The organism is Nitrospira sp. (genome assembly GCA_037045225.1).
Classification (GTDB): domain Bacteria; phylum Nitrospirota; class Nitrospiria; order Nitrospirales; family Nitrospiraceae; genus Nitrospira_A.
The window spans coordinates 88025-110643 of record JBAOHZ010000008.1; the positions used below are offsets into that span (position 1 = coordinate 88025).

17 protein-coding genes and 2 pseudogenes are annotated in these 22619 nt (G+C 60.2%); 1 reads left to right on the forward strand and 18 read right to left on the reverse strand.

Translation table 11 applies throughout. The annotated features are described in order from the left end of the window. Positions 1 to 46: 46 nt before the first annotated feature. Positions 47 to 621: pseudogene (locus V9G17_01045) on the reverse strand (SDR family oxidoreductase). 53 nt (positions 622 to 674) lie between these two features. Here V9G17_01045 and V9G17_01050 point away from each other — a divergent pair. Next, entirely contained in the window at positions 675 to 797 is a 123-nt protein-coding gene (locus tag V9G17_01050; GenBank protein MEI2751160.1) for a hypothetical protein, read from the forward strand. Between the two features lie 171 nt (positions 798 to 968). Here V9G17_01050 and V9G17_01055 read toward each other — a convergent pair whose 3' ends face one another. The 17 genes and pseudogenes from V9G17_01055 to V9G17_01135 all read right to left on the reverse strand — a co-directional run. Further along, entirely contained in the window at positions 969 to 1391 is a 423-nt protein-coding gene (locus tag V9G17_01055) for a RidA family protein (protein MEI2751161.1), read from the reverse strand. 114 nt (positions 1392 to 1505) lie between these two features. Beyond that, positions 1506 to 3677 carry a glycoside hydrolase family 3 C-terminal domain-containing protein gene (locus tag V9G17_01060; GenBank protein ID MEI2751162.1) on the reverse strand — a complete coding sequence of 724 codons (2172 nt, stop codon included), beginning with the start codon at positions 3675 to 3677 and terminating at the stop codon, positions 1506 to 1508. Positions 3678 to 3891: 214 nt separating this feature from the next. Next, positions 3892 to 4473, reverse strand: a pseudogene (locus V9G17_01065) (SDR family oxidoreductase). Next, complete coding sequence (locus tag V9G17_01070; protein MEI2751163.1) at positions 4380 to 4853, reverse strand: hypothetical protein; 474 nt, start codon at positions 4851 to 4853, stop codon at positions 4380 to 4382. Before V9G17_01070 ends, V9G17_01065 begins: the two are co-directional and overlap by 94 nt. Before the next feature lie 80 nt (positions 4854 to 4933). Next, positions 4934 to 5935 (reverse strand): beta-propeller fold lactonase family protein, encoded by a 1002-nt coding sequence (locus V9G17_01075; protein MEI2751164.1) that lies wholly within the window; start codon positions 5933 to 5935, stop codon positions 4934 to 4936. Positions 5936 to 5960: 25 nt separating this feature from the next. Next, on the reverse strand, positions 5961 to 6542 hold the full coding sequence (locus tag V9G17_01080) for an NAD(P)H-dependent oxidoreductase (GenBank protein MEI2751165.1): 582 nt from the start codon (positions 6540 to 6542) through the stop codon (positions 5961 to 5963). A 35-nt stretch (positions 6543 to 6577) separates the two neighbouring features. Continuing rightward, the gene (locus V9G17_01085; GenBank protein MEI2751166.1) at positions 6578 to 7531 is read right to left on the reverse strand and encodes an MBL fold metallo-hydrolase; all 954 of its coding nucleotides are present in this window, start codon (positions 7529 to 7531) and stop codon (positions 6578 to 6580) included. Between the two features lie 9 nt (positions 7532 to 7540). Next, positions 7541 to 8140 (reverse strand): SgcJ/EcaC family oxidoreductase, encoded by a 600-nt coding sequence (locus V9G17_01090; protein ID MEI2751167.1) that lies wholly within the window; start codon positions 8138 to 8140, stop codon positions 7541 to 7543. A gap of 161 nt (positions 8141 to 8301) precedes the next feature. Further along, positions 8302 to 9159, reverse strand: a complete 858-nt coding sequence (locus tag V9G17_01095; protein ID MEI2751168.1) for an NADP-dependent oxidoreductase — start codon at positions 9157 to 9159, stop codon at positions 8302 to 8304. 447 nt (positions 9160 to 9606) lie between these two features. Continuing rightward, positions 9607 to 10230 carry an ABC-type transport auxiliary lipoprotein family protein gene (locus tag V9G17_01100; GenBank protein ID MEI2751169.1) on the reverse strand — a complete coding sequence of 208 codons (624 nt, stop codon included), beginning with the start codon at positions 10228 to 10230 and terminating at the stop codon, positions 9607 to 9609. 1 nt (position 10231) lies between these two features. Then, positions 10232 to 11263, reverse strand: coding sequence for an MlaD family protein (locus V9G17_01105; protein MEI2751170.1), 1032 nt, complete (start codon positions 11261 to 11263; stop codon positions 10232 to 10234). Then, positions 11260 to 12054: an ATP-binding cassette domain-containing protein gene (locus V9G17_01110; GenBank protein MEI2751171.1), complete on the reverse strand. Its 795-nt coding sequence runs from the start codon at positions 12052 to 12054 to the stop codon at positions 11260 to 11262. Before V9G17_01110 ends, V9G17_01105 begins: the two co-directional genes overlap by 4 nt. 14 nt (positions 12055 to 12068) lie before the next feature. Further along, positions 12069 to 13223, reverse strand: a complete 1155-nt coding sequence (locus tag V9G17_01115; GenBank protein MEI2751172.1) for an MlaE family lipid ABC transporter permease subunit — start codon at positions 13221 to 13223, stop codon at positions 12069 to 12071. 28 nt (positions 13224 to 13251) lie between these two features. Continuing rightward, positions 13252 to 16437, reverse strand: a complete 3186-nt coding sequence (locus tag V9G17_01120) for a beta-phosphoglucomutase family hydrolase (GenBank protein ID MEI2751173.1) — start codon at positions 16435 to 16437, stop codon at positions 13252 to 13254. A gap of 109 nt (positions 16438 to 16546) precedes the next feature. Continuing rightward, positions 16547 to 19027, reverse strand: coding sequence for a glycogen/starch/alpha-glucan phosphorylase (locus V9G17_01125; GenBank protein MEI2751174.1), 2481 nt, complete (start codon positions 19025 to 19027; stop codon positions 16547 to 16549). After that, the gene (glgX, locus tag V9G17_01130; protein MEI2751175.1) at positions 19024 to 21147 is read right to left on the reverse strand and encodes a glycogen debranching protein GlgX; all 2124 of its coding nucleotides are present in this window, start codon (positions 21145 to 21147) and stop codon (positions 19024 to 19026) included. Before glgX ends, V9G17_01125 begins: the two co-directional genes overlap by 4 nt. Further along, positions 21144 to 22619: phosphoketolase family protein (locus V9G17_01135; protein ID MEI2751176.1), on the reverse strand; the 1476-nt coding region annotated here is incomplete at its 5' end. The genes V9G17_01135 and glgX, both read right to left, overlap by 4 nt.

Genomic DNA, 22619 nt, shown 5'->3' on the forward strand with positions numbered 1-22619 from the left:
GGAAATCTTCACGACCGTCTTACCTCATCGAGTTCGCGTTCGCGCGTCAAACGGTCATGCCACCGTCGACTGCGATGGCATCGCCGGTGATGAAACTGGCCGCGTCGGAGCAAAGCCAGACCGCGGTGGCGGCGATCTCTTCGGGTTGCGCGGTCCGGCCGATGGGCTCCGACGCGACCATCTGCCGATGGCGCTCGAGGTCGCTGCCGTAGTCCGCCGGCATAGATGTCTCGACCCAGCCCGGACAGATGGCGTTCACGCGAATACCTTGCGAGGCGTACTCGACGCCGGTGCTGCGCGGAGCCCGGCGACCGAGGAGAGGTTCACGATCGCTCCGGATCGCTGCTTCACCATCTGCGTGAGCTCGTGCTTCATCCATAGCCAGACCGCCGTCAGGTTCACGGCGATCAACAGATCCCACTCCTCCTCGGTGATCTCGTGCGCCGCGATCCGTTCGTTGATGATCCCGGCATTGTTCACGGCGTAGTCGAGTCGACCGAAGTGCTCGACGGCGCGCGCAACCATCGCGTTCACCTGGCCGCCGTTCGTCACGTCCGCCGCAACCGCGAGCGCGCGGTAGCCTGCGTCCGTCAGCCGCTCCGCTTCTTCTTCGATGAGGCCCGCGCGCCGTGTCGTCCGGCACGCCCTCGAAGAGGTCGCGCGGGAGTTTTGGAATGCTCTTCATCGGGATGGTGACGATCGCCACCTCGCCAGCACGGGCGGCTTCCTTCACCGTGACCGGCTTCGCGCCGGTCTCCTTCGTCAATGTGCGCAGCGTCTCGGGTCCGCGCGAGTAGGCCACGGACACGTCGTGCCCCAGTGCCGTCAGGCGACAGGTGAGTGTGCCGCCGATCTGGCCTGCGCCGATGATGCCGATCTTCATGATGTCACCTCCTGTGGGATAGGGTGCTATTCATGCGGGGTGCCTCTTCTGTCAGCCGCACGAGGGTCCCATACGCCGCTTCAGCTTAAGCGTCATCTTCGATGATTGCCGTAACGCGTATTTCCACACGCATCTTTGGGTCGCCCAGTGAGGGCACTCCAATGCATGTCCAAATAGGTGCCCGAGCACCCATGCGCTTCCTGAACTGATCCGTCATAGTGGAAAGATGCTCCTCTCCAATGAAATCAGTTGCAGTAGGCACATGATAGGAGTTCACATGGACGACATCCTTCCAGGACGCTCCTGCCGTAGCAAGTGTCCGTTCGACATTCTCGAACGCCTGCATGATCTCTTTTTCGACAGAATCAGGAAACTCCCCATCGTTGTTCCAGCCCCCTTGTCCGGAAATTTCGACTCGGTTTCCGACTTTGACGGCTTGCGAGTAATGGAACTTCTCCAATTTCCTCTCGCCGTAGCCTGGTGTCACAAAAAATTCAACCGTGCTCATATCTGATCCTCCTTCTTGATAAATGGAATGAGCGTAGTAAGGCATCCACTCGCTGATGAGAGCATTCATCTGACCTATCTGGCCGAGAGCCGATCCGAGGGCGGCCTTCTCGGGTCAAAGGCGATGCTTGCCGAGCGTCACGTTCCGGCGCACACCGTTCTGGTCCTGTGCATGGTCACCAACGAAAACCGTGTAGTCACCGCCTGAGATATGGAAGGCACGATCCGATGGATCGAACCGGGCGAGCAGACGCGGGTCGACCGTTACCGTCACCGACTTCCTTTCGCCCGGCTCCAATTCAACGCGGCTAAAGCCGCCGAGTCGGGACACGAAGCCGTTCTTCCCGGCCTTCGAGCAGTAGATCTGAGGGACGGTGACTCCAGCGCGGTCTCCGGTGTTCTCCACCTTCAGCGAGACCTCAATCGTGGCTCCGACAGCCCGGATCTCCACATCGGAGAAGGCGAAGTCGGTGTACGACCGGCCATATCCGAATGGGAACAAAGGCGTCAGATTCTCTCGCTCAAACCAGCGATAGCCGACGTCCGAACCTTCAATGTCGTAGGAGACATGGAATATCCCGCCCCTCCGCTCCTCGCCAGGATTGGACGTCGTTGTTTTCGGATCCCGCTGCTCGACACGTGACAACTGTGTTTCGCTTTGAGGAAACGTGAACGGAAGGCGACCGGAGGGGTTCACGCGTCCGAACAGAACTCCCGCCATCGCAGGCGCTCCTCCCGATCCCGAATAGAATGCTTGCAAGACGGCCGGGACCTTGGAAAGCCATGGCATCAAGACCGGACCAGCCGTTTGTAGAACGACGACTGTTCGGGGATTGGCCGAGGCAACCGCATCGATGAGCGTGTCTTGATTGTCAGGCAAAGACAAATTTGGCGCGTCCAGCCCCTCCGAGCGCCACTCTTCCGCGAAGACAATGACCATATCGGCATCGGGGGCCGCCTTGCGAGCCGCCTCAATATCCTTGCCGTCCAGATAGTCGACATTCGCGGCACTGGCCTCAGCCCTAATCGCCATCAGAGGCGATGATGGATGGTAGACCTTCGCCGTCATAAGGCCCATGAACGATGCGCCCGGCTCTACGATGCTGCCGACCGGCGTCACGGAAGCCGATCCTCCGCCGGACGGAACTCCAACGTCGGCATGTGCGCCGACCACGAGAATCCGTTTTGCGCCCTTGGCAAAAGGCAGCACATCCTCTTCGTTTTTTAACAGCACGATGCCCTTTTCGGCCGCGCGCTGCGCGACGAGCTTGTGAGCCTCGTAATCGATCGGCTGCCCTGGAGCGGCAGGATTGTCGATCGCACCGACCGCAAACAGGCTGCGCATCTGGCGGCGAACCATGTCATCGATCCTCGACTGAGGCACGCGGCCTTTCTCAACGGCCTTGCGCAACGGCTCACCGAAGAAGTGCTCTGGGTCGAGATTGGCGCCGGACTGGACATCGAGTCCGGCCAATGCGGCCTTTTCCGTCGAATGGGTCGCGCCCCAGTCGGCCATCACCCAACCCGGGTATTTCCACTCACCCTTCAGGACGGTATTCAAAAGATAGGCGTTCTCGGAGGCGTACTCGCCGTTGATGAGATTGTAACCGGCCATGATTGCGCCGGGTTGGCCGATTTCGATTGCGATTTTGAAGGCCAGCAGGTCGGACTCGTGCATCGCTGCATCCCCAAGGTCGGAACTGACCATCACGCGCCCGGTCTCCTGCGGGTTCAGGATGAAGTGCTTTGCGGTTGAGACGACTTGCCGGCTCTGGATGCCGGCGATCGAGTTGCCCACCAGGGTGCCGGTCAGCAGTGGATCCTCCGAGACATATTCAAAACTTCGACCGCCGCGAGGATCCCGAACGAGGTTGCAGCCCCCTGCGAGCAGCACAGTGAAGCCCTTCGCCCTGGCCTCTTGTCCGATGAGAGCTCCGGTCTCGCGCGCTGTATCGGGATCGAAGGTTGCTCCCAGGAGAAGCGAGGAAGGAAGAGCGGTTGCGTGGTCGCCGGGACGAACGTTGACGAGGTTTCCCACGCCGAGGCTCGCGTCGGTCTGCTGCATGGCCGGAATGCCGAGACGTGGGATGGCAGGGTAATAGGCTGCCGATCCGATCGCGCCCTCCGGTTTCGAAGCACCCCCAAGCGGGATCGCCATAGGCGCGGACAGCCAGGAGAACTTCTCATCTTGCGTCATGGCCTCCACGACCAGCGCGGCGCGTGCATCGGCCGTCAGGCCGCGGTCCATCCATGGACGAACGGTGGTTGAGAAAACACGGTGGCGCATGTGACCTCCTCCAGCATCTCGATATTGTACGACTGGTAGCGCGCCTCTACAGAGCCGAAGCGTGGCATGGTCGAAGGGTTCACCGTGATGGTCTGCTCCGTGGCGGAACTCGGTGAGCCGCTTGTCACGACGAGCGCACCGAGAACCCATGCCGCAACGCAGTCAACAGAGCGTTTCATCCGATGGCGTTCCAGTGAGAGAAGTGTAGTTTCGTTCACGGTCCCCCTGTCCCTCCGGTTGCGCCGAACACTTGACCTGAGGAGTAGCCGGGCTCCTCGGATGCCAACAGCACATACAGTGACGCCAGTTCTGCCGGCTGGCCTGGGCGTCCTCCGATCGGCTTGCCCTGTCCGAAGGTCTCGAGCATGCCGTCGAGCAACCCGCCGCTCACCTCGAGCGGCGTCCACACCAGTCCAGGGGCGACCGCGTTCACACGGATGCCCTTTTGTCCGACTTGCTGAGCCAGCGCTTTGGTGAAGGCCACGATCGCCGACTTCGTCTGGGCATAGTCGAGCAGATGCGCGGATTACTCATAGGCTTGGGCCGACGTTGTGTTGATGATGCAGGCGCCCGGCTTGAGATGGGAAAGCGCCGCCTTGGTGATCCAAAACATCGCATGGACGTTCGTCTTGAACGTGGCGTCAAACGACTCGGTGGTCAGGTCGAGGATCGAGGCGACGGCCTGCTGCCTGGCGGCATTGTTCACAAGAATATCCAGGCCGCCGAGTTCGCGGACGGCCGCGTCGACAAGTTTTTTGCAGAACGTCTCATCCCGAATATCTCCCGGCAGCGCCACCGCCTTCCGCCCCGCATGCGAATGAGCTGAACCACCTCGCGGGCGAAGGCGATCACCGCCGCACGTCCGATACCGGAATCGCCTCCTGTCACCAACGCCTTGCGCCCTTCCAACCGTCGATTTCCCTGATACGTCATCTCCCCGTGATCGGGCCGCGGTGCCATCTTGCTCGCAAGGCCGGGCGGCTCTTGATGTTGTCGGAGAAAAGGCGGTTTCGGATACTGTGGAAGCGGTTTCCGACTTTTCGGCGCCTCACTCATCGCTTCCCTATCGCTCGCCTGTTGCGCCAATGCCGGCGCCGCGACGGCGGCGACAAGCCCGCTGGTGACGCACCCCAACATCTGACGCCGCGAGACATCGGCTGCTTCATGGCGTTCCATACGGAACCTCCTTGTGTTGTCCTGTTGCGACTGCTCCTGAGAGTACCTTGAATTCGCACTCGCCATGCATTGCCGCGCTACTATGGCAATCCAATGATCTCGACCCAGTTCGGCGCCTTGCCGACGTCCATGTGGGACAGTTTCCGCAACGCGCCGGTTTTTGGATGGATCTCGTAGACGCTGAGGCCGTTGGACTGTTCGCCGACAGCGAGGAGGTATCGTCCTTGGGGATCGACATTGAAACCACGCGGTTGCGTCTCGGTCGGATAGTGGCCGATCAACGTCAGCGTGCCGTCGGTGACTCGAAATGCCGCGATCGTACTCGAACTGCGCTCGGACGCATACAGAAACCTCCCGTCCGGAGTCAGATGAATGTCCGCAGTCCACGGCTTCTTCTTGTCGAATCCGGCCGGCATCACTGAAATCGAACCGAGCGGCGTGAGTGTGCCGGAACCGTTGATGTCATACATGTTTACGGTGCCGTCAAGTTCGTTCGTGCAGAACGCCCGGCGGTGATTGGGGTGAAACACGAGATGGCGAGGACCGGCGCCCTTTTGAGTTGCGACAGCCGGTGGGTTGTTCGGCGCGAGTTCGCCGCTCAGCTCGGCGAAGCGATATTGCAGGATCGCGTCCGCTCCCAAAGCGGGGACGTACAGGAATGTGTTGGAAGGGTCGGTCACGATACAGTGCGGGTGCTTGCGGGTCGGGATGACGCGCAGCGGCTTCGGACCGATTTCGCCGCGTGCGCCGACGGCATTGACGGAAATCGTATCGCCGAAATAGGACGCGCCGAACAGGTAGCGGCCGCTGCGGTCAAGCGACAGATAGGCCATCTTGTCGGCGGCAGGCGCTGTTTGCATCGGTCCCAACCTACCGCTCTCCGGATCAATCATCCAGTTGCTCACCGAGTAGGGTTTCGAGGTCAAGGACGCGTACAAGAATTTACGGTCGGGGCTGGTCGCGAGGTGCATGACGTCTCCGGTAACAGAGACTGTCTCGATCAGACGTAGACTACCGTCACGATCGTTCAGCAGAAGTACAGAGATGTCACGACTCTCGGCGTTCGAAACGTACGCAATCATGTGAACACCATGATCCCGTAACCCATCATCCACCGGCCCAGGTCTTCCCCTTCTTGAGTCTTTTCGCCCAGTCGCCAAGGGCCTGGAGCAGTTCACGAATCTTTGCAGCCGTTTTTTCGTCTTTCAAGTTTCCGTCCTCATCGAACTTTTCGTGGGCATTGGCGATCATCACTTCCGGCTGGTTCAGCGGGAACATATTGAGAAAGACGAACATCTGACGCCGGTGATACTGCGCACGAACGGTGCCGGTCATTCCAACCGAGGCGCCCATGATACCCACCGGCTTCCCGTCCCAGGCACTTTCGCCATAGAGACGCGAAGCCCAGTCGATGGCATTCTTGAGAACGCCTGGAACAGAATAATTGTATTCCGGCGTCACGATCAGAATCGCATCAGCGGTTTTCACTTTGTCCTTGAACTGCCGCACGGCGGGAGGCGGCTCTCGCTCATGATCCTGGTTGAAGGACGGGATGCCGGCCAGATCGAACGTCTCAAGCGTGATGCCTGCAGGAACAAGCTTACCGGCGACCCGAAGCGCGGACCGGTTGTAGGACTGTTTCCGAAGGCTCCCCGCAAAGCCCAATATTCTGACTGCATCAGTCATCATCGTTCCCCCTTTCAGACTCGTTGTCGACATCGCCGCTACCACTCGCCTCGGCGATGATTTTCCACCCAGCGGTACATGCCGAGGATGTTCAGCGTCTTCATCGTGCTGAAGGCAGTCCATTTCTGTACTTCGTCGCTGAACTTCACATTCCGGTAGAGCTGATCCCAGGATTGGCCTGCGCGCACGAGATCGAGCACCTGCTGGTGCAGATCGACGAGATAGTTTCGTTCGGCCACGATGTCGGCCTTCACCGCAGGCGTGTAGTGACCGACATCGATGATCTCGACGTCCTGCTTGATTACCCAGTCGAGCGTCTCGATCCAGCCGTCATAGTAGAAGTCGAGCAAGTCGTTGTAGGGCATCGACTTGCTTTCGCAGACGTCGGTGCACTGCAAGGCCTTGTAGGACGGGAACTGTATCATGACCATGCTGTCGGAATGGCTTGGTGCGACGCGGTGCAATTTCACCATTTCGCCGCCAAGCGTAATGGTCATGTCCTGGTCGAATACCCGATCCGGCAGCGCCGTCGGGATCTTTTCGCCAACGATCGGCTCAATTGCGCGCCGGTTCGCCACAACGATCGCGCCGTCGTTCTGAAAGATCTGACCGCCGCTAATGTGATCGGCATGGGCGTGCGTGTAGAGGACATACTTCACCGGCAGGTCGAAGCGTTTTTTGATCTCGTCGCGTAACCACGTCGCGGTGCAGGTCATCGCGGGATCGATGACCAGCGCGCCTTCCTTCGTGATCAGGACAAGGCCGCTGTGGACCGCGAGGCCCGGTCCCGTCGTGTGGCGATAGAGATTGCCCTTGATCTGCTCTAGGCTGCGGGGATTGTCCGGGCATGCGGCAGCGGTGAAGTCGGACAACGTCTGGCGGTTCGCGTCGGGTACGCGGTCGACTGGAATGCCGTCATCGGCCGCAAGCGCCGGCACGCTCGACAGACCGAAGCCAAGAACGATGGCGCAGAATCCGAAAAGTGGCTTCATTCTGACCTCCTATTTACTGACGTTATTCTGGGCCGCTCGCAATCGCCAGGCGCCATCGCGACTGACCAGCAACCATGTGAATATCCCGCGGTACGGTGGCAGGAGATCTCCATCGGCACTGCGCACTCCGGAAATCGTCCAGCGCCAATGAACCAGCGCGACGTCCGGTTTGAGAAAGATGATACTCGGCGATTCATCGGCGGTGTAGACGCTCTTATCGTAGCGGCCGGCGAACAGTTCGGCATGGACCTTGGCAATCTCGGCGGGGCCGCGCCACCAGGTTCCTGCGATGCCGACGAAATCCCCATCGTCCGTAAACAGTCGACCGAGAGCCGTTGCGTCATGGGCGTTCCAGACATTGACAAAAGCGGCGATGGATGCCGCAACCGCTTTGTCGGGGGGGGCGGAATCCGCCCAGGTTGACGAGGGAGCGAAAGCGCCGACAAGGCCAAGCAGCAAAGCCGCCATGGCCGAGCAGAACATCGACCTGATCTGGTTCAGGGCGCCATTCGGTTGAAGGCGCGACGGTCGTGCTGCAGGTTCCAATGCAATTGTTCCCTGACGCGCTAAGATCTTGTCGAATCCGCCGGCTGCGTCCAGGCGTTCCATACGGAACCTCCTTCTGTCGTTCTGTTGCGGCTGCTCATGAGATCTCCTCGGATTCGCACTCGCCATGCATTGCTGCGCTCACTCGGGCAATGCGATGATCTCGACCCAGTTCGGGGCCTTGCCGATATCCAGGCGCGCGAGTTGTTGCAGGACCCCGCTCATTAATTCCCCGGCTTGATCTCCAGGACCACCTTGCCGTGTGATCTGCCTTTTTCAACGTGCTCAAACGCTTCTTTGGCTTTGTCCAGCGGAAAGACCTTGTCGATGCGGACTTTGATCGTTCCGCTGTCTACCAGCTGCGCGACCCGCTTCAAGACCTCAGTCGTCACGTGGGTGAGTTGACCGATCGCCGTCACCCCATGTCGTTGCGCGAGCCCGGTATCAGGCTGGCCCAGCATTGACACCAGGGTGCCGCCTTTTTTCAGCGCCTTGAAGGATTTCTCCGTCGTGGGGCCGCCGACCGTATCGAACACGGCATCCAGGTCGCGCAGCTTTTGCTCGAATGCTTCGTGCTTGTAGTCGATCACCTCGTCTGCTCCCAATTCTTTCACGTAGGCCTTGTCCTCGGCACTGGCGGTCGTCGCCACGTGAGCGCCGATGGATTTGGCGAGCTGAATGGCCAGGCTGCCGATGCCGCCGGCTCCGCCGTGTATGAGAATCCTTTGACCACGCTGTAGCTTGATGTGTTCCTCGATCGCTTGCACGGCGCTGGCTCCGACAAGCGGCAGCGCCGCAGCTTCCGTAAAGCCGACATTCCGAGGAGCAAGGGCGAGGGTCGCCTCTTTGGCCGCAACAAATTCAGCAAACGATCCCGAGCCGCCGGATGAGAGACTCGCATAGCCGTACACTCGATCCCCGACTCTCAAGCCGGAGGCCGACTCTCTTACGCCGGCGACCATGCTGCAACAGTCTCCGCCTAACGTCGCGGGCATCGTGAACGGCGCCTCGTCTTTCATGTATCCGGTGCGGACCTTCCAATCGATCGGGTTGATGCTCGCTGCGCGCACCTCGACCAGCACCTACTCCTTCGCAGGCACGGGCTTCGGCGCGTTTTGATATAGATCCAAGACATCCGAGGCTCCATATTGACTGATCTGTAAGGCTTTCATGGCGTACGTCTCCTTCGTCTCGTTTTTCTTCCATGACCGCACGTGCATGGGTTATCTGACGGCACATCTAGCATTCTCAGGCGCGGCCGGCGCTCCTTGATCAAGGGCAACAACACTCATCTGCTCACAAGCACGCACAGCTTCGGGGCCGCTACGCGCAGATGCTCGACAACGCCGTGGCAGAACTGGACCTATCCTCACGCGGAGAATGAACTTTCCGCTCTGTTCCGGGCTTGTGGAACTGGGTCGCAGTCATCGCCACGTCGCGCGCTGATTCCAGCGGACCTTTATAAAAATGGCTGAATCGTTCAGAGCAAGAACCTAGGAATGTCCCTAACGGCTTGATCTGCCCATGGGTCACTGACGCCGAAGCGTTCCAGTCAGGTCCTCATCAAGAGCACTCAAGATAAGTCGAAGTGCCCCATTCCAGCCGGACACGAGCGCCTCGGGCGTCTGTTCCATGACGTCCACTTCTTTCCGATACTCCTGATGCCATAGAACCTCTGCCTGACCGGACGCCTCATGAAGGAGGAAGAATTGGACAGCCAGAACGGCCTTTGCAGGGGTCGCACGATAATCTCCATACAGGGCCGTCAGGGTCCCCTCAAGCATGTGCGTGGCGGGTAATGGGCCTGATGAATCCATGACAAATTCAAACAGGCCAGCCCTCGTCAGCCAGTTCAAGACCTGCTGGGTGATCATTGCATTGGGCGGGACAAACCACTCATTGTAAAAATCCGCTTCATAGCGGGTATCACTCGTGCGATACACCAGCTCCTTCTCGCCAGCAGCCGGCGAGGCGCGAAATTTCCGGACCTTCAACACGCTGCCAGGAGTCGGAGCGAACGGCTCGCCTTGGCGCACCACCTCGAGCGCATAGGAGTGTTTCTCCGGGTAGCTCTTACTGAGACCGACACAACCATCAAGGACGAGACTGGCAAGGCAGATGCATATGAGACGGGGCACTGCTGTTGTGAGCATATTAGCGTTTTGCTGGTCCTACTTTTGGCGGAGGTTCGCCCAAGAACACCTGAGCCGGGTATCGTTTCGCGTTGTCGGTCAACTCCCGGAGGTTTGCTGAAACCACTCGAAGATTCTCTATCGTCTCTTCGATATCTTGACTTTTATTTGCGAGCAGCGTGTCTACTCGCCGGACGCTCTTCTCTAACCGGTTCGAGGCATCCGGGAACCTGTCGGACGCGATCTTGATCTGTTTGGAAATCTGTGACAATTCCATGACCAGGGTTTTTGCCCCTTCCATCGTGCGGGCTGCATCCGACACGATGGTTGTCAACTCGGGGCGCTCCATAACCCGGCGACCTTGCTGAGCGATCCTCTCCAGCTCTGCCAGCACTCGTCCCGTCTGGCTGCTCAATGCCTGCACATTTGTGTCCTTGACAAATTTTGTCGTTTCCAGCACAAGGCCATCGAGATGTCCGGCTATTGTGTGGATGTCGGCTTTTTCCAGATCTCTGGCTATCGTATGGAGAGCGGCGCCCAATACACTCACCGTGCTCGGAGCGGAAGGCAGGTACGCAGCTTGAGGTTTCCACGGCACTTCTAATGCCGGATACTGCTGCGGATCTAGGTAATCAGCTTCCAGGTAGACCACTCCAGTCACGCCCTGTGAAGCCAGCCGGACCCGAAGGCCCGCGACAATGGTGCTGGCTTTCGCCGCCTCTTGTTCTTCCCGGGAAAGATGTGGAGTGACATGCGAGGCCGACCCGGTGATGCGCACATAGCGACCGTACCGCAATCGGTTCGTTGTATCGAGTTCCGGCCCATAGACATCGCCCACGAAATCGATGGCTTCGACCGTGCCCATCTGCACGCCTCGATACTTGATCGGCGAGCCAACGGCAAGGCCCTGGACCGATTCGTCGAAATAAGTTTCCCAATGCACGACGGGCTTGAGCCATTGGCCTCCACCCAGCACGACGATCGCGATGACCGTGATGGTCACGGCCGATAGAATGAAGACTCCGATCTTGAAATAGTTCGCCTTCTCGCTCATGGCTCTTCACCTGCGCGTTCCCCGGTGAGCGCTTCCGACAGGCCGGGATTGAGAAACTGGCGCACCCAGGGATCGCTGGCCTGATCGCGCAGGTCCTGGGGTCGTCCGGTGGCCACGATCTTTTTGACCCGCTTGTCCAGCATGACCACGCGATCAGCGATGGTGTAAATGCTCGGCAGCTCATGCGTGACGACGACAAAGGTGATCCCGAGATTTCGTGCCAGGCCGAGAATCAATCGGTCCAGTTCCGCCGAGGTAATCGGGTCAAGCCCGGCGGACGGTTCATCAAGAAACAGAATGTGCGGGTCAAGCGCCATGGCGCGCGCGATGGCCGCACGTTTTTGCATGCCACCGCTGAGTTCGGACGGCAGATAATCCAGGAACGTTTCCAGTCCTACCAATTTGAGTTTCATGCGGGCGATCAGATCCATAGCTTCAGACGGGAGGTCCGTATATTCCTCCAAAGGCAGCCGGACATTTTCCAACAGGGTCATGGAACCGAACAGGGCGCCCATCTGATACGTAACCCCAATGCTCTTGAGAATATTGGTGCGCTCATCTCCCTCGGCCGTCACGATGTCCTTCCCGCCGATGAAGATATGCCCGGCCGCGGGCTGGTAGAGGCCGATCATGTGCTTCAGCAATGTGCTCTTTCCACTGCCGGACCCGCCCAGAATGGCAAAGACCTCGCCGTGATACACGTCAAAGGACACGTCGTCGATAATCACCGAACGATGGTACGCAGCGGTGAAGTGCTGCACCTGAATAATGGACTGTTCTCTTGTCGGCATGGAGCGCCTCCCCGTTACAGTCCCAATGAGTAGAAGAGGACGGCGAAGACGCCGTCCACAATCGCGATCAAGACGATGCCGCTGACGACCGCGCTTGTGGTCGATTGACCGACCGCGCTCGCGCCGCTCGCCGTCTGCAGCCCGCGCAAGCAGCCGATCGCAGCCACGACGATGCCATAGACCAGGGATTTGACCAGCCCGCCGGCGAGGTCGGTAATGGTCACCGCCGACAGAATCTGGTTGATGTAGGTCACCAACGGAAAGCCGAGCGACCGCATCACCACCGCTCCTCCGATCAATCCGAAGAGATTCGCGAACATGGTGAGGAGCGGGGTCACGGCCACCGCCGCCAGGACCCGCGGCAGGACGAGGAACCTAACCGGCTCAAGCCCCATCGTACTCAGCGCATCGATCTCTTCCCTGACTTTCATGGTTCCCAGTTCTGCGGCAAACGCCGAGCCGGACCGGCCGGCTAGGATAATCGCGGTGATCAAGGGTCCCATCTCGCGGAGCATCGCCAATCCCAGGAGATCGGCCACGAAAATGTCCGCCCCGAACCGGCGCATCGGCATGGCCGACTGAAACGCCAAGATGAGTCCCAGCAGAATTCCGATCAGCGCAATGATGGGGAACGCATCGACTCCGGCCTGCTCCACCGCAAGCCAGGCATCCCGCCAACGGACAAGACTCGGATGACGAGCGGCGCGAAGCAGCGTTACCGCCAGCTCACCGACGAAGGTCAGGAGGGCCCGGAAGTCCTGCCACAGTACGACCGCCGCCTTTCCAACCTGCTCAATGATCGAAAGCGGCTCACGGCGCCGGCCCGGTGGACGCTCTATTGAGATGTGCCCATAGATGTCCAGAAGGCGCCGGAATTCCTCCTGCAGCCCTTGAATGGCGGCATCGCCGCCGGCGCGGATCTGCAACTGCTGAAGATCGATCAGGAACGCCACCCCAGCGCCGTCACAATAGCTCACCCCCGACGCATCGATCACGAGTCGGCGTGGTTTCCCTTGTGTCAGGATCTGTTGGCCTCGCTGCCACCACTCCCCGGTCGTGTCCGAATCCCAGCGTCCCGTCATGATGAACGTGAGCGTGTTGCCGTCGCTCGAGCGGCGCGCATCCAGCGAATTGAGAGACGCCTCTGCTGCTGGTGTTCCCTTCACCATCTCCTTCGTCCTCCGTTCCCCTTCCAACTCACGTCGGGGGATCGAGCTTGAACACGCGCGTGCTGCTGCCCGCGAACTCGAACACCTCGTTCTTGACTCCCAGTTTGATCGGTGTCGCGCCGCCATTGCTTCCGCGCACGGTGAGCGCATCACGTGTGAGTCGGAGATCGAGCGAATGTCCGCGATAGCGAAGGTGCATGTCGAGGCGTTCCACTTCCAGAGGCAATTTCGGGTTGAGACGGAGAACGTCTCCCGAGACTTCGATCCCCATCGTCACGCGCTGCACGAGATCGACCGTTCCCGCCATGGCGCCGAGATGGACGCCCTCCGCGGTGGTGCCCTGCTGAATATCGTTCACATCGCTCTGCAGCGCTTCCGCGAAGTAGCGTGCCGCCCGCGGCCGGTCGGAACGCGCCAGCACCCAGGCATGGACCACCCGAGACAGCGTCGATCCGTGGGACGAGCGGGAGTCGTAGTAGGCGACCTGTCTCGGAATCGTGGCCGGGTCGAACGGATAGCCCAGGCGCTCAAACAGTTCACCGAGCTCTTCGGAGGAAAACAGATAAAACAACATCAGGGTATCCGCCTGTTTCGATGCCTTGTAGCGGTTGGCGCTGTCGTTCTCCGCCTCGAGAATCAGTTCGAGGCGGCCGATGTTGCCGTACCGCATGCGATAGTTCTCCCAATCCAACTCGGCGAGCTTTTCGTAGCCCTCGAACTGGCTGATGATTCCGTCGTCATGAAACGGCACATACATCCTGCGGCTGATCTCGTCCCAGCGGGCGATCTCTTCTTCCGACAATCCCAGCTGCGTCATGAGCGCTTCGCGACGCATGTCCGGGAGCAGGTGGAGCACCTCCAGCGCCCGCCACAGCACCCAGACGGCCATGATGTTGGTATAGGCGTTGTTCTTCAAGCCGGGCGCCGGTGAGCCGGGATATCCCTCGTGAAACTCGTCCGGTCCCATGACGCCGTGGATCTCATAACGTCCGCGCTGATCGTTGAAATGGGCGATGCTGGACCAGAAACGCGCGATCTCGAGAATCAGCTCGGCGCCGTGAAACCGCAAAAACTCGATGTCGTGAGTGACTTGAAAGTACTGCCAGACGTTATAGGCGACGGCGCTCCCCACATGGCGCTGCAAGTACGAGTTGTCCGGAACCCAGCGTTGCGAGCGCGGGTTCAGATTGAGCTCCTGCGTTTCTTCCTGCCCGTCGCTTCCGCTTTGCCAGGGGAACATGGCACCCTGAAACCCCGCGCGCCTGGCCGCTGCGCGCGCCTCACTAAGCCGCCGGTAACGATAGAGCAGAAGAGACCGGGTGATCTCGGGCATTCGATAATTGAGAAACGGGAAGATAAACAGTTCATCCCAAAAGACGTGGCCCTGATAGGCCTCGCCGGTCCAGCCGCGCGCCGGCACGCCGATATCGAGGCCGATCGAATGGGGCGAAACCGCCTGCAGCAAATGAAACATGTTCAACCGAAGAAGCATCGGGACGTTCAGCTTGAACGGGGCGTCGGCGGGCAGCATATGCACGTCGAAGTAACGCCACACATGTTTCCAGGCGAGGGCATGCTCCGCCATGATCGCGTCGAAGCGACCCGCGCCGGCGATCGCCTTACGGGCCGCCAATCCGCACTCGGAAATGGCGTGATCGCGCGAGGTATAGAACGAGACCAGCTTTTCAAGCCTCGCTGTTTCGCCTTGCCTCAGTTCGAGGTCGAATTCCTGTCCGATGTAGTCCGGTTCGTTGATGACCCGACGCGGGCCGTTCCAAGGGGCATCGCCGATGAACGCTTGCGTTCGCGCCGTCTGCGCAACCTGAATATGGGATTGGCAGGTGCGGACGAGCAACGAGACGCTGTCTTCACCGACTACCTCGCCTGCCGGCGGCTCCAGATGTCGATTATTGAACTTGCGATAGAGCTTGGCGCCCGCATTGACGACACGCCCGTCGATCGCCGAACGCACCGTGACGCGCGCAGTCCAGTTTTCGGCGGTGAGCGCCAGTTCGAGCGCGCCCAGATGCATGTCGCTCATCGATACGAAGCGGCGCTCCTTCAGCGTACTGCGCCGCCCCTGGCCATCCTCGAAATGTATGGCGCGGAGCAGCATGCCGAGTCGGAGATCGAGTTCCTGGCGATATGAGAGGATTGTGACTGTTCGCAGATCGAACCAGTCACCGTCTGCGATGCGAAATTCGAGCGCAAGCCAGTTGGGCAGATTCACGAGATCCTCGTTCTCAACCGTCCGACCGGCAATGTCGGTGCGCAGTCGGTTGTAGCCGCCGGCGAGGTAGGCGCCGGGATAGTGGATCCCGTCCGCCCGTGCCCAAGTCACCGCCCCGCGCGTCGAGAAATAGCCGTTGCCGAGCGAGCACAATGCCTCGCGGGTTCCCTCGCTCGCCGGATCGAACCCTTCGTAGATCAGCGACCACGTAGAAGGTGACTCCGTCGTCACTTGGACCTGCGCGAGACTGGTCACCACCACATCGGCGCCGGCCTCGCGCAGCGCCTGCGATTGCCCGCTGCGATCAATTCCGATGACCAAATCAAATCCGCCGGCGCGCCCCGCCTCGACGCCGGCGAGGGCGTCTTCGACGACGACGGCCCGCGAGGGGTCGGCCTTGACGCGCCGCGCCGCTTCCAGAAACCCATCGGGCGCCGGCTTGCCGTTGAGGGCCAGCCTGGTGATGTCCAGTCCGTCCACCCGCGCGTCGAAGAGACCCGATATCCCCGCGGCTTCCAGCACTGCCGCGCAGTTGTTGCTGGAGGATACGACGGCCGTCTTGACCTTCTGAGCGCGAAGTGTTTCGACGAGCGCGATCGAGGCTTCATAAGGCTCGATGCCGTGCTGCTCCAGCTGTTGCAGAAAATAGTGGTCCTTCATGTTGCCCAACGCATGTGCGGTCTGCATGCCGGGGGCATCGTCGGGCGCGCCGGAAGGCAGGGCAATGCCGCGCGAGTCAAGAAATGAGACCACGCCGTCGTACCGGGGCTTGCCGTCGACGTAGCGCCGGTAGTCGGCGTCGATGTCGAAGGCCGCGAACGCTTCTCCTGTGCCGGCGGCCCGCTGTTCGAGCAACCCGTCGAACAGTCTTTTCCACGCCGCTGCATGCACGCTCGCGGTCTTGGTCAACACGCCGTCGAGATCGAACAACACGGCGTCGTACTCACGAGGAGACAGCGTGACAATGTGCGTTGTTTCCGTCATCGGAGTTCGTGCCCAAGACTCGCACGTATCACAAGGCCTGATTGATGGCGATCTCCGCTTTCTCCACTCCCCTGACGGGCTAGATAGGTATGTCTTTTGGCCTCACTGGCTAGGACACAGGACATGGCGTGACCTCCCAGATTTCACGGGCATATTCGGCGATGGTGCGGTCGCTGGAGAACTTGCCGGAGCCGGCCACATTCAGGATGGCCTTGTTCGTCCAGCGGTCCTGGTCGGTATAGAGCCGTCCCAGCCTTTCATGCGCCTCGCTGTATGATTTCAGATCCGCCAGATGCATGTAATAGTCGCCCTGCGTCAGCAGTGCCTCACGAATGGGAGTGAAGACGCCGGGCTCGTTCCGGCTGAAGTGGTCTGAAAAGATCAGGTCCAGCGCCCGGCGCGTTTCCGGTTCTTGCTCATAATGCCAGTAGGGGTTGTACCAACCGCGGCTCTTGACGATCTCTTCGGCCGTGAGACCGAACAGGAAGAAGTTCTCTTCCCCGGCTTCCTCTGCCATCTCGATCGTCGCGCCGTCGCGTGTGCCGATCGTCAGCGCCCCGTTCATCATGAACTTCATGTTGCTGGTTCCGCTGGCTTCATAACCGGCCGTTGAGATCTGCTCGGACACGTCGCTGGCCGGAATGAGACGTTCGGCCAGCGACACGCAATAGTCCGGCAGGAAGAGAACCCGCAGGCGCCCGCTCATAACGGGATCTCCGTTGATGGTGCCGGCGAGGTTATTGATGAACTTGATGACGAGCTTGGCGAGCCTATAGGCCGGCGCCGCCTTGCCGGCGAAGAAGAACGTGCGCGGCGAGAACTCGAGGTGTGGATTCTCGCGCAGACGATTGTAGAGCACCACGATGTGCAAGGCGTTGAGGAGTTGCCGTTTATATTCATGAATGCGTTTAATCTGGCTATCGAAGATCGTGTCGGAGTCTACCACTTCACCGGTTGTCGCCTTGAGCCAATCCACGAACCGCGCCTTGGCCTCCCGTTTGGCTTTGCGAAACGCCTCCTGAAAGGCCCCGTCTCCGGCGAGCGGCTTCAACTTGGCCAATTGACTGAGATCGGTGATCCAAGCCTCGCCGATGGCATCGGTGATGACACGTGCCAGGCCTGGGTTGCAGGTCAAGAGCCATCGCCGCGGCGTCACACCGTTGGTCTTGTTGTTGAAACGTTCTGGAAAGATGTCGGCGAAGTCCTTCACCACTCGCCTGCGCAAGAGCTCGGAGTGGATGGCGGCGACCCCGTTGGTGCTGTGGGAACCGACGATGGCGAGGTTGGCCATGCGGACCTGTCGCTCCTTGCCTTCCTCGATGAGACTGACGCGTTGGACCAGGGCCTCGTCTCCTGGAAACCGGGCGCGCACCGAGTCGAGGAAGCGGCGGTTGATCTCGCCGATGATCTCCGCCAGCCGCGGGAACAACACTTCAAACCATCTAAGCGGCCATTTCTCCAGCGCTTCAGGCAACAGCGTATGGTTCGTGTACGCCAGTGAGCGCTGCGTCAGCTCCCAGGCCTGCTCCCACCCGAGACGAACCTCGTCGAGCAGGATCCGCATCAGTTCAGGCACGGCCATCGCCGGGTGGGTGTCGTTCAGTTGAATCGCGACCTTTGCCGGCAAGGCACTCCAGTCGTTGTTCGCATGCCGGAAGCGGCGGACAAGATCGGCAAGCGAGCACGCGACCAGGAAATACTCCTGCAGGAAGCGTAGTCCCTGTCCCCTATACGTCGAATCATCGGGATAGAGCACGCGCGTGAGCGTTTCGGCGGTGAGCGTTTCCGCCAGCGCGCCCACGGCATCGCCGCGGCTGAATCGCTGAAAATCAAAGTAGCCCGGTGTGGCGGCGGCCCAGAGACGAAGCGTGTTGATGGTCTTTCCACCGTAGCCGATCACCGGACGGTCGAACGGGATGCCGAGCAAAATCGACGGCCGGCCGATGATGGGATGCAGTTCACCCCCGCGGAGTTCGAATGAACAGTTCAGCTTCACTTCAACCGCTTCCTCCAATCGTGCCACCTCCCAGGGATCCGGACGCCGCAACCAGTTGTCGGGCTGCTCGAATTGCCAGCCGTCTTTGATAGCTTGCTTGAACATGCCGTATTCGTAGCGGAGACCGTAACCCATGCCCGGGATCTCGATCGTCGCCATGGAATCCAAGAAGCAGGCGGCCAGACGACCAAGGCCGCCATTCCCGAGCCCGGCATCGGGCTCCGTCTCGATCAGGGCCAGATCGACATGGCTCTTCTTCTTCATGATTTCGAGCGAGATCGCCGCCAGTTGCGCATTGACGACATTGTTGGCCAGTGAGCGCCCCAAAAGGAACTCCATGGAGAGGTAATAGACCCGCTTCGGATTCTCTCGCTCATAGGTCTTCTCCGTCAGGAGCCAGCGCTGCGAAATGACGTCGCGGATTGACCGTGCCACCGCCTCGTACCGCTCGCGCGGGGTCGCCTTCTCGGGAGCAATGACATTATCAAACACCAGATGCCGTTCGTAGAGTGCATCATCTGTCCCGTAGAACTGGACCGGCCCGCATCCATATTGTCGAAAAAGCTCGTTCAGACGATCGTCCATGGCGCTCATACGGACTCCTTAGACGAATTCCCGATGCGGTGCCGCTCCGGATGGCCAAGGGCCTCCGATTCGAGCGCAGCCGTCGCGAACAGGACCACCACGGACCGGGGTTGAACCGGGTACCGATCATCCGAAACGAGCGGCGCATCGGGCCCAGGACAGATGTCGTGCGGTGAGTCCAGGTCTGTGTCGATCAGGCGCCGCCACCCCCGGTGTCTCCCGGCCGCGCGCGGCAGCTCGAACGCGAGCGGCTCCCAATAGGCGTTGGCGATGGCGTGGATGAGAAACCGGCCGTCAAAGGAACGTGCCGTCATCGCCAGGCTGTGCGATTCGTCGCTCCAGTCTGGCCGGTTGAGCGTGATGCCGTGCCAGGTGATCCTGGCTTGGCCAAGGATCTCGTTCAGAGTGAGCGGACTTTCTCTTCGCGCCAGATTGCCCCGCGCGCGCAGTGCAAGCAGGCATTTCATGAACCGGTGGATGTCGGCATGCCTGTCGGCGTCCGTCCAGTCGAACCAGCTGCTCTCATTGTCCTGACAATAGGCATTGTTGTTCCCGCGTTGGGTGCGCCGGACTTCGTCGCCCATCAGCACGATCGGCGCGCCGATCGACAGCAGCGTCAACGTCAGGAAGTTTTTCACTTGCCGATTGCGGAGGCGCTCGACGGCCGGGTCGCCGGTGGGACCTTCCGCGCCGCAGTTCCAGCTCAGGTTGTCGTCGCTCCCGTCGCGGTTGCCCTCGCCGTTGGCGCCATTGTGCTTCCGGTTGTAGGAGACCAGGTCGTTGACGGTGAACCCATCATGGCACGTCACGAAATTGATGCTCTGTTCCGGTTCCCGCGCCTCGTGCCCATAGAGATCCGGGCTGCCCAACAATCGTTGGGCCACCCGTCTCACCGTACCGTTGTCTCCCTTCAGGAATCGCCGGACGTCGTCCCGGAATCGGCCGTTCCACTCTTTCCAGCTGTCGCCGACGAATGAGCCCACTTGATCGAGACCCGCCGCATCCCAGGCTTCCGCGATCAGTTTGGTTCCGGCCAGCAAGGGATCCGATTCGATGTCCCAGAGAATGGGAGGATTGTCCAGCGGACGGCCCCCCTCATCGCGTGAGAGAATCGACGCCAGGTCGAAGCGAAACCCGTCCACGTGCATCGCCTCTACCCAATAATGAAGGCTGTCGAGAATCAGACGGCGGACAATCGGCTGATTCGCATTCAAGGTGTTGCCCGTGCCTGTATAGTCGGCATAACGTGACCGATCCTCCTCCAGGATGTAGTAGACCTCGTTCTCCAGGCCGCGATAACAGAGCGTGGGGCCCTCGTGGTCACCCTCCGCCGTATGGTTGAACACGACGTCGAGAATGACCTCGATGTCGGCTCGATGCAGCGCCTTGACCATGTCGCGAAACTCGTCGAGCGGGCCCAAGTGATCCTTGCGGGAGCTGTAGGAGGCGTGAGGCGCGAAAAATGAGACGGGGCTGTAACCCCAGTAGTTCACACGGCCCGGCGGAGCGTCCTGCTCGTCGAAGTGAAAGACCGGCAGGAGCTCAACGGCGGTCACGCCGAGGTCCTTCAGGTACGGGATCTTCTCGCGCAGGCCGGCGTAGGTCCCCCGCGTCGCCGGTGCAAGACCGGAATTCGGGTGGCGGGTGAAGCCTGCGACGTGCATCTCGTAGATCACGGTGCGCGCAAAGGGGTGTCTCAGCGGGGTATCCCCTTCCCAATCGTATGCATGAGGATCCGCCACGACGCTCTTCAGCGCCACGGCGGTGTTCTCGCCCGGCTTGCCTGCCGCATGCCGGCTGAACTGCTCCGGCACCGCCACCGCCCGGCCGTACGGATCGAGCAGGACCTTTCCGGGATCGAAGCGCAATCCTCGGTGCGGCTCGAACGGACCGAATGCACGATAGCCGTAGATCTGGCCCGGTTCGAGATCGGGCACGAAGACATGCCAGTAGTGATAGGTCCGATTCCGGCGGGAATCGAGAGTTATCACCCTCGAGGGCTTGGTATCGCCTACGTGATCGAACAGCAACAATTCCACGCGAGTGCTGTTCTTGGAGAACAGGCTGAAGTTGACCCCGTCGGAAGAGACCGTCGCGCCGAGAGGAAAGCTTTTTCCCGGTTGGATCATCCGTTGCCGCTCCATTTCCAATCACGCACTTCGGGCATGTCGTCGCCGTGCTTCGCGATGTACTGCTTGTGCTCAAGCAACTTCTCGCGGATCATCTGCTTGGCGTAGGCTGCGCGTGACCCGAGCTGCGGTAGCCGATCGATCACATCCCCCACCAGATGGAACCGATCGAGGTCGTTCATCACGACCATATCGAACGGGGTCGAGGTCGTCCCTTCTTCCTTATAGCCGCGCACGTGCAAATTGGGGTGATTGGTCCGCCGGTAGGTCAGCCGGTGAATCAGCCATGGGTATCCATGAAAGGCGAAGATGATCGGTTTGTCGGTCGTGAAGAGCGCGTCAAATTCTTTGTCGCTCAATCCATGGGGATGCTCGCTCGGCGGCTGAAGCTTCATCAAGTTCACCACATTGATCACGCGGACTTTCAATTGCGGCAGATGGAGGCGGAGCAGATCCGCCGCGGCCAATGTTTCGAGCGTCGGCACGTCGCCGCAGCAGGCCATCACCACGTCGGGCTCGCTTCCCCTGTCGTTGCTGGCCCATGCCCAGATTCCGAGGCCGGCCGAGCAATGTTTGACCGCGGCGTCCATCGTGAGCCATTGCGGAGCCGGTTGCTTTCCCGCGACGACCACGTTGACATAGTTACGGCTGCGGAGGCAGTGATCGGTGATCGACAACAGGCAGTTGGCGTCGGGGGGAAGATAGACCCGGACCACCTCCGCCTTCTTGTTGACGACATGGTCGATGAACCCGGGGTCCTGGTGACTGAATCCGTTGTGATCCTGCCGCCAGACGTGGGAGGACAAGAGATAATTGAGCGAAGCGATCGGCCTCCGCCAGGGGATGTGATTGCAGACCTTCAGCCACTTGGCATGTTGATTGAACATCGAATCCACGATGTGGATGAACGCTTCGTAGCAGGAAAAAAATCCGTGCCGGCCGGTTAACAGGTACCCTTCCAGCCAGCCCTGGCACTGGTGCTCGCTCAGGATCTCCATCACGCGGCCGTCGGGATCCAGACGGTCGTCGTACGAATAGGTCTCTGCGATCCAGGTGCGTTTCGTGATCTCCAAGACGTCCTGCCAACGGTTTGAGTTGTTCTCGTCCGGGCTGAAGAGACGGAAGTTCCGGCTATCCAGGTTCACCTTCATCACGTCGCGGAGGAATCGGCCCTGAACGCGGGTGGCCTCGGCCGCCATCGCACCAGGTTTCGTCACCTTCACGGCGTAGTCGCGGAAATCCGGCAACCGTAGATCCTTGAGGAGGAGGCCGCCGTTCGTGTGGGGATTGGCGCTCATCCGACGCGTTCCCTGCGGCGCCAGCTCCTGGAGTTCGGGCTTGAGGCGTCCGGTCTTATCGAACAGGTCCTGCGGCTTGTAACGCTTCATCCATTTTTCGAGGATCGTGACGTGCGACGCCTTGTCCATGTCGCCCATCGGGACTTGGTGAGAACGCCAATAATCCTCGGCCCG

Bases quoted from the DNA above. Each gene is read 5' to 3' on its own strand.
- V9G17_01050 (MEI2751160.1), top strand. From the start codon at position 675: ATGCTCTTCATCGGGATGGTGACGATCGCCACCTCGCCAGCACGGGCG.
- V9G17_01055 (MEI2751161.1), bottom strand. From the start codon at position 1,391: ATGAGCACGGTTGAATTTTTTGTGACACCAGGCTACGGCGAGAGGAAA.
- V9G17_01060 (MEI2751162.1), bottom strand. From the start codon at position 3,677: ATGCGCCACCGTGTTTTCTCAACCACCGTTCGTCCATGGATGGACCGC.
- V9G17_01070 (MEI2751163.1), bottom strand. From the start codon at position 4,853: ATGGAACGCCATGAAGCAGCCGATGTCTCGCGGCGTCAGATGTTGGGG.
- V9G17_01075 (MEI2751164.1), bottom strand. From the start codon at position 5,935: ATGATTGCGTACGTTTCGAACGCCGAGAGTCGTGACATCTCTGTACTT.
- V9G17_01080 (MEI2751165.1), bottom strand. From the start codon at position 6,542: ATGATGACTGATGCAGTCAGAATATTGGGCTTTGCGGGGAGCCTTCGG.
- V9G17_01085 (MEI2751166.1), bottom strand. From the start codon at position 7,531: ATGAAGCCACTTTTCGGATTCTGCGCCATCGTTCTTGGCTTCGGTCTG.
- V9G17_01090 (MEI2751167.1), bottom strand. From the start codon at position 8,140: ATGGAACGCCTGGACGCAGCCGGCGGATTCGACAAGATCTTAGCGCGT.
- V9G17_01100 (MEI2751169.1), bottom strand. From the start codon at position 10,230: ATGCTCACAACAGCAGTGCCCCGTCTCATATGCATCTGCCTTGCCAGT.
- V9G17_01105 (MEI2751170.1), bottom strand. From the start codon at position 11,263: ATGAGCGAGAAGGCGAACTATTTCAAGATCGGAGTCTTCATTCTATCG.
- V9G17_01110 (MEI2751171.1), bottom strand. From the start codon at position 12,054: ATGCCGACAAGAGAACAGTCCATTATTCAGGTGCAGCACTTCACCGCT.
- V9G17_01115 (MEI2751172.1), bottom strand. From the start codon at position 13,223: ATGGTGAAGGGAACACCAGCAGCAGAGGCGTCTCTCAATTCGCTGGAT.
- V9G17_01120 (MEI2751173.1), bottom strand. From the start codon at position 16,437: ATGACGGAAACAACGCACATTGTCACGCTGTCTCCTCGTGAGTACGAC.
- V9G17_01125 (MEI2751174.1), bottom strand. From the start codon at position 19,027: ATGAGCGCCATGGACGATCGTCTGAACGAGCTTTTTCGACAATATGGA.
- glgX (MEI2751175.1), bottom strand. From the start codon at position 21,147: ATGATCCAACCGGGAAAAAGCTTTCCTCTCGGCGCGACGGTCTCTTCC.